Source organism: Nocardioides lentus (assembly GCF_039529515.1).
In the GTDB taxonomy this organism is placed as follows: domain Bacteria; phylum Actinomycetota; class Actinomycetes; order Propionibacteriales; family Nocardioidaceae; genus Nocardioides; species Nocardioides lentus.
This window is the reverse complement of record NZ_BAAAMY010000001.1, coordinates 84447-93500: the sequence shown is the minus strand read 5'-3', so window position 1 is coordinate 93500 and position 9054 is coordinate 84447. Positions and strand designations below refer to the sequence as shown.

Here is a 9054-nt window from a genome sequence, read left to right as displayed (position 1 = left end):
ACAACGGGCTTGGCCTTCTTCTTGCTCCGCTGCCGCAGGCTGCGCTCGCTCGGCACGTTCTGCGCGACGGCTTCGCGCACCTGCGGGTTCGTCGGCGCAAGCAGGAACGCAGCGTTCTCCTCGCGCCACTCCTCCAGGGCCTGCTTCGCCTCGGTCGCGGCCACCCCGGTGAGCAGGCTGTCGGTGAAGATCTCCCAGCTTGCCTGCAGGCCGCTCCGGGTGAGATTGCCCGAGCCGACCAGCAACCGCAGGCCCGCCGGCGTCTGCACCCAGACCATCTTCGGGTGGAAGATCACGTTTTTGTCGTGGACGAACATCCGCAGGTCCAGCCGCGGGTGCGCTGCGGTGAGTTCGAGGAGTCGGTCCAGGGCGGTCTCGTTGGTGATCGAGTCGGTCCCGACGACCAGCTGGAACGGGTGCTTCTTGATGTACGTCGTGAAGGCGTCGCTCTCCAGGACCGCAGCGATGCCGGTGCGGTTGGTCCACGCGAACACGCCGCCGCCCGATAGCCCGTCGTCCAGGGCGCCGAGAAGGGTGGTCAGCAGCGACGGTTCATTGCCGGGATTCTGGAGGACGAGGCGGGTCATCCGGTCCAGTCTGACATCACGGGCCCGCCCCGGCACGGCATCACCGCGACCGTCGGAGCCCGCGAATACAGTCGAGGCATGACCCGTCGGAGCACCCAGGAAAAGCAGACCGGCGACCTCCGGACCCCGCGTTCGATTGCCTCGGTCCGACCCCGCCGGGCCCCCCGTCCTCGGATCTCGTCGAGCCTGCGACCCTCCTTGGAGTGGGCCGGCAAGGACAGCGTGCCGGCCGCGGGCGAGACCGTGCTCGAGGTCCTGACCCCCGGCGACGCCGACCACCTCCTCTTGATCGGCGACAACGCCGACGCGCTCCGTGCTGTGCTCGACGGCAGGACCGACCGCGGGCCGGCGGCCGGGACGGTCAAGCTCGCCTACCTCGATCCGCCGTACAACACCGGCAAGCGCTTCGGGCACTACGACGACGCCCTGCACAGCGCCCACTGGCTTACCGACCTGCGCACGCGGTTGCACCTGGTCAAGGAGCTGCTGCACGCCGACGGCTCGGTCTGGCTGCACCTCGACGACAGCGAGCAGCACCACGGCCGTTGCCTGCTCGACGAGGTCTTCGGCGCAGACTCGTTCGTCGCGACCGTGATCTGGCAGCGCCGTACCTCACGCGACAACCGGACGGCGTTCAGCGTCTCCCACGACTACATCCACGTATACGCACCGGCCGGGCAGAAGCAGTGGAAGCACGTGCGCAACGGGTTCGCGAACGAGGGTGGGCTCAGCAACCCCGACAACGACCCGCGGGGACCCTGGCGATCGATCCCGCTCTCGGCCCAGGCCGGGCACGGCACGCCGAGCCAGTTCTATGCGATCACCACGCCGACCGGCGAACTGGTAGAGCCGCCGGCGGGCCGGTGCTGGACCTACACGGCTGCGCGGTTCGCCGACCTCGATGCGGCGGGCCTTATCTACTGGCCGCGCGACGGGGCCGGTCGTCCGCGCCTCAAGCGGTACGCTGAGGAGTTGACCCCGCTGGCCCCGACGACGCTGTGGACCGCAGCCGAGGTCGGCGACAACGCGGTCGCCAAGAAGGAGCTGCTCGAGGCCGTCGGTGGCTCGACGCCGTTCGACACACCCAAGCCCGAGGCCTTGATGGCTCGGATCCTTGAGATCGCTACCGACCCCGGTGACACCGTCCTCGACCCGTACCTCGGTTCGGGTACGACGGCTATCGCGGCGCGTGCGCTCGGCCGCCCGTGGATCGGGATCGAGACCGTCGCCGCCACGGTCCGCGACGTCACCCTGCCCCGGCTGGCCCACCAGTCGGCAACGGGGCAGGTGACCACGATCTCCGTTGACGCTGCCGACCAGGCGGCGAGCAACGCCGGTTGGGAAGCCCAGCCCAGAGCTGCATCACCGGACCGGATCCGAAGGCCCGGCCCTTCAGCGGTGGTCGTCCCACCTGTACGTGCGCGAGGGGGGATCTGAAACCCCCACGCCCGAATCGGGAGGAGATGGCTGTGGGGTCCTCGACAACGGGATCACGCCTGCGATCCTTTGCTACTCACCCTCCAGCTGGCGCGGCCAACCTGACAACGCGGGGGTACCTCCACACCCCGACGACCAGCGCACCACCAAGGCTGACCACGAGCCCCAGCGCCGCAACCCGAAGCGCCCACGGCGTACCCACGGCTCCGGCGACGACGCCAGCCAGGGCGGCGCCGAGCGGGCTGCCGCCCCAGGCGATGAGCCGGGCAGTGGTGTTGACGCGAGACTGCAGGCGGTCGGGGGTGACGACCTGGCGGGCGACGATGCCGTTGACGATGAGCGTGGTGGCGGCGTACCCCTGCAGCGCCAGCAGCGGCAGTGCCACCACCAGCGACGTGGCGAAGGAGAGCCCGAGCAGGGTGACGAGGGCGACGGCGTACCCGACCGTGGTGATCAGGCCGACGCCGACGCGGCGCTGCAGGCGGGGCAGGGCGAGGCTGGCGAGGAACGTCCCGGCCGCGCCCGCGGCGAACAGCCACCCCAGGCGCGGGGAATCGACACCGAGGCCGAGCTGCTCGACGCCGACCACGACGAGCAGGCCCGCGACGGCGCCGCCGGCGAGGCTGTTGCCGGCGCCGAGCAGCGTCAGCCAGCGGACCACGGGCAGCGCCCAGATGAAGCGCAGCCCCTCGGCGACCTCGGCGCGCAGCCGACGGTCCGGACCGCGCTCCGGACGCTCCTCGCTGCCGGGCCAGCGCAGCCGCGCCAGCACCGCGGCGCAGGCGAGGTAGGCCAGGCCGTCGATCCCCAGCACCAGCGCGGGCGAGGTGACGGTCACCAGGACGCCGCCGACCAGCGGGCCGACCAGGCCGATCGCCGTGCCGACACTGACCAGGGTCGAGGTCGCCGACGCGACCCGCGCCCGGCCGACCATCTGCGGCACCACCCCGAAGCCGGCCGCGTCCGCGAACACGAACGACGTCGCCACGACCACCGCCACCACCATGATCTGACCGACCCCGAGCACGCCGAGGGCGTCGGCCAGCGGCACGGTCAGCATCGCCAGCCCACTGACCGTGGCGCTGGTGACCAGCACGCGGCGGCGGTGGGCGCGGTCGACCAGGGCGCCGGCGAGCAGCCCGACCAGCAGGTACGGCGCGGTCTCGAGCGCCGCGACCAACGCGGTCAGGGTGGCGCTCCCGGTCAGGCGGTAGACCAGCACCGGCAGCGCCACCAGGGTCAGCGCGTTGCCGGCCATCGCGATGGTGCGGGCGGCCAGGAACCAGCGGTACGTCGGGTCGGCCAGCGCGCTGTCCGCGCGGGCGTCGGTGGCGGGGCGGGTGCTCACGGCGTGGCGCTCACAGGCTCGGGGGCGGCAGCAGCAGGAGGTTCTCCGGGGTCGGCGGGCGGCCGGCGACCTCGGTCCAGCGCGGCAGGCCGTAGTAGGGGAACGCGGCGGGGGCGTTGGGCACGAGGCCGCGGGCGCACACCCGGGCGACCCGCAGCGGGGTGAGGGCCACGTCGGGGGTGGTGAGGTCGCAGACCACGACCTCGTGGCCCGCCTCGGCCAGCGCGGCCCGCAGGCCGGGTTCGGTCTGTGTCGGCAGGTCGTCGACTCCGACCGTGCGCGGCGGCGCGGTGAAGCGGGGCAGCAGCCGGCGCTGCACCTCCGGGTCCAGCCACACCTGCGCCTGCGCGCCGAGGTCGCGGACCCGCTCCTGCTGCGGCCCGGTGACGGCGAGGTAGTCGCGGTCGGGCCGGTGGGGCAGGTAGAGCCCGGCGGAGAGGATCCCGGCCGCGATCGCGTCGTGCACCCACCCGTCCGGCTCCAGCAGGCCCTGGGTGAAGACCCAGCTGTGGATCGCCTCCAGCACGGCCTTGCGCGCCGTCTCGGCGGGGTCGAGCTTGGCCGAGAAGCCGCCGGCGACGATGCCGGTCTCCGCATCGACCACGACCGCCGCGACCACCGGCACCCCGAACCAGCTCGGCAGCGCCAGCAGGTGCGCCTCCAGCCGGGTCTCGGCGAGGTGCTCGGCGAGACCCGGCACGGACTCGACGGCGATCCCGGCGGCGGGCAGGTCGAGGTGCCACCACAGCGACAGCGCGTCGCGCTCGACCAGCTCGAGCAGGCCGCGCCGGGTGGCGTCGGCGAGGCCCTGGCCGGTGGCGATGCCGGCGTAGTTGACGTGGTGCAGCCACGGGTCGGAGCGTCGGGACCCGGTGCGCCAGTTGAGGTGCGCCCACGACGCCGGCACGAGCACCGGCCCGTCGTCGCCCTGCCCTCCGTCACCGTGCCCGGTCACCCAGCTGATCTCGACGTCGTCGGTGAAGCGGGCGAAGGGGAACCCGGGCCGGGCGTGCTGCCAGTCCGCGAAGAACCGCAGGTCCTCGGGCCCGAGCAGCCGGTGGCCCTGCGCGGCCAGCTCGGCGGCGGTGCCGCGCAGCAGTCCGTCGGGCACGTGGTTGCCGCAGTAGCGCTCGACGGCCTCCCCGATCGCCGCGATCCGGGCGCCGGCCGGGTCGCCGAACGTCGTGCCGAGCGAGACCCGGTCGCTCGGCCAGTTGCCGTGCACGCGGGAGTCCGCGACCTCCGCCGTCACCCCGACGTACGCCGAGGGCAGGCCGGGCATCGGCTCCAGCGGGTGCAGGCCGGTGACGATCCCGAGCTCGGGGTCGACGAGGTGGTCCACGGGCAGGGGTACGGCGGGCGCGGTGGCCGTCATGCGAGCAGCTCCAGTCGGTGGTCGGGCACGGGCGGTCGTCGGTCGGGTCGCCGGAGCGATCCCGGCGAGCGCGCGTAGCGCGGGAAGTCGTCGGTGCCCAGCCGCACCCGCAGGCGGGACCGCTCGGCGGCGGTGAGCACGACGGGGCCGAGCTCGATCCGGGGGCCGTGCGCCGCGCCGTGCGCGACGGGTCGGTCGTCGGCCAGCAGGGTGGCGCACCACTGGTCGCCCTCCTCGGCGGTGCCGGCGGTCTCCGGGTCGAGGTGGACGACGGCGCGCGGCGGCCGGTCCTGGCCGACGACGCCGTCGCGGTCCACGGTCTCGACCCCGGCGGGCGGGCGCCCGGCGAGGACGTCGGCGAGCCACGCCAGCACGCGCTCGGCGCGGCGCGCGCCGGCCAGGGAGTGGTCCCAGGGGCCGAGGACCAGCCGGGCGGGCCCGCCCCAGGCGGAGGCGAGGTCGAGGGTGTCGTGGGCGAAGAAGTCGTCGGTGCCGCCGACCGCCAGCAGCGGGCAGGTCAGGCGCCCCACCGCGGCGGCCCGCTCGGCGTCGTGGCGCCGGGCCGCGAGCACGTCCGACCAGGGGCGGCGCACGTCGTGGGCCAGCCACCACCCGAGCCGGGAGGCGAGCTGGAGCACGCCGCCGCGGGTGCGCGCGGTCTCGCCGAGGCCGAGCGCGGGCACCATCGCGACCACCCCGGCCGGCGGCTCGACGCCGGGCGCGCTGGCGGTGGCGAGGGCGGCGTGCGCGCCGTAGCTGGTGCCGGTGAGCACCACGGGCACCGCCACCCGCTCGCGCACCCACGCCAGCAGGGCCGGGCCGTCGTCGTACCGGTCCTCGGCGTAGGGGACGAAGTCGCCGGGGGAGCGGTGGCGCCCGCGCACGTCCTGCACCACGAACCCGACCCCGCGCGCCGCCCACGCCGTCCCCTCCGCGGCGTGGGCGGCGGCGCCGTACGGCGTGCGTGCGACCAGCACCGCCCACGGGGAGTGGGGGAGCCAGGCGTACGTCGCCAGTCCGGTGACGGTGGTGCGGAGGGGCGATGTGGTCGGTGGTCTCGACGCCGCGCGCTCGCTGGCGCTCGCGGGCTGCTCGACCACCTCAGGCGGCGGCTCGACCACCTCACGGGTCGGCGGTCTCGACGCCGCGCGCTCGCTGGCGCTCGCGGGCTGCTCGACCACCTCACGGGTCGGCGGTCTCGACGCCGCGCGCTCGCTGGCGCTCGCGGGCTGCTCGACCACCTCAGGCGGCGGCTCGACCACCTCGGGGACCACCGTGCGCGGCGGGGTCACCGGGGCGCGGGTGGGACGGGGAGGACGGGGCGGTGGGTGACGGTGAGGGCGCCGAGGTCGACGACGACGGCGGTGTGGGCGGGGCGCTCGCCGCGGACGAGCTCGGCGGCGACGACGGCCGCGGCCAGCTCGAGGCCGGCGGCCGGGGTCGGGGCGGTGACCGACCGGCCACCGGGCACCGGCCGGGTGCGGGGGTCGGTGTCGCGGTGGCGGGTCGCGGCGCGGCGGCGCGCGGCGACGTCGACCGCCGGGACGCCCGGCGGCGCGAGCAGCGCCAGGTCGTCGTCGAGCCAGCACACCACGCCCCGCCGGAGGACGGGGTCGGGCTCCTCACCGGCGTACGGCGGGGTGTCGAGGGCGGTGACGGTCTCGCCGTCGGGCGTGAGCGCGGCGCCGGCGCGCGCCAGTGCCCCGCGCACGGCGGTGGCGAGCAGGCCCGCCCCCCGCACGTCGTACGCCGCGGGCGCGGGGTCGACGAGCCCGGCGGCGACCAGGGAGTCCAGAGCCGCGCGGGGCGCGGGGGCGTCGGGGGCCCCGCCGTCGAGGAGGGCGTCCATCAGGGCGTGGACCTCGCTCGGCGCGAGGTCGACCTGGTGGTCCATACGGTCCTCGCCGCGGGCGACGCGCAGGACGTGGCCCTCGGCGGTCTCGTGGAGACGGACGCCGGGGCGCAGGCGGGCGGAGACGGTGGTCATGGCGTGGTCCTCGGGAAGGGGTTCCGACCCCGCGGCCCGGGGGCCGCGGGGTCGGATCCGGATCAGTCGGCCTCGACGGCCTCGACCTCGTCGAACGGGTTCTCGACCAGGGCGTTGGAGTGGCCCGCGCTGTGCTGCGCGACGACGGCCCGCTGGGCGAGGGGGGAGAAGAACTCGTTCACGGTGATCTCCTTCTGTTGGGTGCGCGCCCCCGAGTGGTGACGCGCCACGGAGGCTAGCAGCAAACGAGAATCGTTCTCAAGTATCGCGGCGTCACCGGGCCTGGTCGAGCGCCTCCGTCGCGGTGCCGAGCACCTCGGTGAGCGAGATCGTGCCGCGGCCGGTCGCCCACAGCTCCGCCTCGACCTCGACGACCCGGTCCTCCTGCGCCGCGGTGAGCTCGGCCCACTGCGGGTCGGCCGCCAGACGCTCGGCCAGCGGCTCGGCGCCGCCGGAGGCGGAGAAGGCCTGCGCGAAGACGACGTCCGGGTCGACCTCGGCGATCTGCTCGACGGCGATCGAGGCGAACGGGTCGTCGCCCGCCTCCCAGGGGTAGTCGCCGACCTCGGCCAGCAGGGAGCCGACCGGGGTCTCGACGGAGTCGACGCCCAGGCTGCCGGGCTCGCCGTACATCGACAGGGTGGTGAGGTCGCTGCGCTCCGCGGCGGCCTCCTCGACCAGCGTCTCGAAGGCCTCGGCGCGCTCGTCGGCGACGTCGCGGGTGCCGGTCAGGTCGCCGACGGTGCGCAGGAAGGCCACCGAGTCCTCCCACGACCGCGGGTCGACGAGGTAGAGCGGCGCGGCGGCCTCGACGGCGTCGCGCAGCCCGTCCTGGGCGCCCGCGAGACCGATCACGAGGTCCGGCTCGGACAGCACGACGTCCTCGACGTTCTCCTCGCCGAAGCCGCCGGTGATCTCGCGCATGTCCGCGTCGGGGCCGGCGAAGCGCTCGTCGAGCGCGAGCGGCTCGCGGTAGGCGACCGGGGTGAGCCCGACCTCGGTCAGGGCGTCGACGCAGATCATCGTCAGGCAGGCGATCCGCGACGCCGGCTCGTCGAGGGCGACCTCGACGCCGGTGTCGTCGGTCGCGCTCACGGGTCCGGTCGCCGACGGGCTCGGGTCGGAGGTGGCGGTGTCGGCGGTGCTGTCGGCGGTGTTGTCGGCGGTGGTGTCGTCGGCTCCGCAGGCCGCGAGGGGCCCGAGGCCGAGCAGGGCGGCGAGGGCGCCGGCGGAGAGGCGGACGGGGGTCGGATTGCGCACGGTGGCTCCTGTGGTCGAAGATCGAGATCAAGATGATAATCATTCGCATCGGTATCGCGCTGCTCCTCCCCGCCGGCGCCGTCGCCCTGGGCCTCTGCCTCGGCGAGCCCGCGCTCACCCCGTCGGCGGTGCTGCGGGCGATGGGCGATGCCGGCGACCCGCGCCACGTGCTGGTGACCGAGGTGCGCGCGCCGCGCGTCGTGCTCGCGGTCCTCGCCGGCGGCGGGCTCGCCCTGTCCGGGCTGCTGCTGCAGGACGTGCTGCGCAACCCGATCGCCGGCCCCGAGCTGCTCGGCGTGTCCTCCGGCGCGGCGGTGGTGACCGCGACGATCGTCGTGCTGCGCCTCGACGTCGCCGTCGCCGCGCTGCCCACCGCGGCGCTCCTCGGCGCGCTGGTCGCGGGGGCCGTGGTGCTCGCGGCGCTGCGCACCACCCGCTCCCCGGACCACGTCGCGCTGGTCGGGGCCGCGATCTCCGCCGCGTGCGGCGGCCTGGTCGTCGCGGTCGTCGGGCTAGGCACGCAGGGCGACGTGGTCGCGCTGTTCCGCTACCTGCTCGGCAGCCTCGCCGCCCGCGGCTGGGTGCACGTCGAGGCCGTCGCGCCCTGGCTGGCGGCGGGCGCCGTCGCGGCCCTCCTGCTCCGGCGCCGGGTCGAGGCGATGACGCTGGGCGACGACGTCGCCGCCGGCCTCGGGGTCGCCGTCGGACGCACCCGCCTGGCCGCCGTCGCCACCGCGGCCCTGCTCGCGGCCGCCGTCGCCAGCGTCTGCGGACCCGTCGCCTTCGTGGCGCTGCTCGCCCCCCACCTCGCGCGACGCCTCGTCGGCTCCACCCGCACCACCCGCAGCCTCGGTCACACGGTCTGGGTCGGCGCCGTCCTGCTCGTGCTCGCCGACCTCGCCTCCCGCACCCTGCTCTACCCCGTCGAGGTGCCCGTCGGCGTCGCCACGACCCTGGTCGGCGTCCCGCTGCTCGTCCTCGTGCTGCGGGCCCGCCGCGGCGCGGGTCGTCCGCCGGGGGTGCCCGCGTGAGTCCCACCCGCGCCCCGGCCGGTGCCCCG

General features: G+C 75.4%; 9 protein-coding genes. 2 read left to right on the top strand and 7 right to left on the bottom strand.

From position 1 onward, the window contains the following. Window positions 1-587, bottom strand: a 587-nt coding sequence (locus ABD158_RS00450) for a phospholipase D family protein (RefSeq protein ID WP_344002131.1), incomplete at its 3' end; no start/stop codon positions are given. Window positions 588-665: 78 nt separating this feature from the next. On the opposite strand from ABD158_RS00450, the gene ABD158_RS00445 reads away from it, so the two are divergent. Continuing rightward, entirely contained in the window at window positions 666-2024 is a 1359-nt protein-coding gene (locus ABD158_RS00445; protein ID WP_344002128.1) for a site-specific DNA-methyltransferase, read from the top strand. A gap of 76 nt (window positions 2025-2100) precedes the next feature. Here the strand turns inward: ABD158_RS00445 and ABD158_RS00440 are convergent, their stop codons facing one another. The 6 genes from ABD158_RS00440 to ABD158_RS00415 form a co-directional block, all read right to left on the bottom strand. Further along, on the bottom strand, window positions 2101-3372 hold the full coding sequence (locus tag ABD158_RS00440; protein ID WP_344002125.1) for an MFS transporter: 1272 nt from the start codon (window positions 3370-3372) through the stop codon (window positions 2101-2103). 10 nt (window positions 3373-3382) lie between these two features. Next, window positions 3383-4747 carry a YcaO-like family protein gene (locus ABD158_RS00435; RefSeq protein ID WP_344002122.1) on the bottom strand — a complete coding sequence of 455 codons (1365 nt, stop codon included), beginning with the start codon at window positions 4745-4747 and terminating at the stop codon, window positions 3383-3385. Further along, window positions 4744-6039, bottom strand: coding sequence for a CocE/NonD family hydrolase (locus tag ABD158_RS00430; RefSeq protein WP_344002119.1), 1296 nt, complete (start codon window positions 6037-6039; stop codon window positions 4744-4746). The genes ABD158_RS00435 and ABD158_RS00430 overlap by 4 nt, the downstream gene beginning before the upstream one ends. After that, window positions 6036-6734, bottom strand: coding sequence for a hypothetical protein (locus tag ABD158_RS00425; RefSeq protein WP_344002116.1), 699 nt, complete (start codon window positions 6732-6734; stop codon window positions 6036-6038). The genes ABD158_RS00430 and ABD158_RS00425 overlap by 4 nt, the downstream gene beginning before the upstream one ends. A 62-nt stretch (window positions 6735-6796) precedes the next feature. Then, window positions 6797-6916 carry a streptamidine family RiPP gene (gene amiA / locus ABD158_RS00420; protein WP_344002113.1) on the bottom strand — a complete coding sequence of 40 codons (120 nt, stop codon included), beginning with the start codon at window positions 6914-6916 and terminating at the stop codon, window positions 6797-6799. Window positions 6917-7007: 91 nt separating this feature from the next. Continuing rightward, window positions 7008-7994 (bottom strand): ABC transporter substrate-binding protein, encoded by a 987-nt coding sequence (locus ABD158_RS00415; RefSeq protein ID WP_344002111.1) that lies wholly within the window; start codon window positions 7992-7994, stop codon window positions 7008-7010. A gap of 32 nt (window positions 7995-8026) precedes the next feature. Here ABD158_RS00415 and ABD158_RS00410 point away from each other — a divergent pair, with 32 nt between their 5' ends. Next, window positions 8027-9025: a FecCD family ABC transporter permease gene (locus ABD158_RS00410; RefSeq protein WP_344002108.1), complete on the top strand. Its 999-nt coding sequence runs from the start codon at window positions 8027-8029 to the stop codon at window positions 9023-9025. Window positions 9026-9054: the final 29 nt, after the last annotated feature.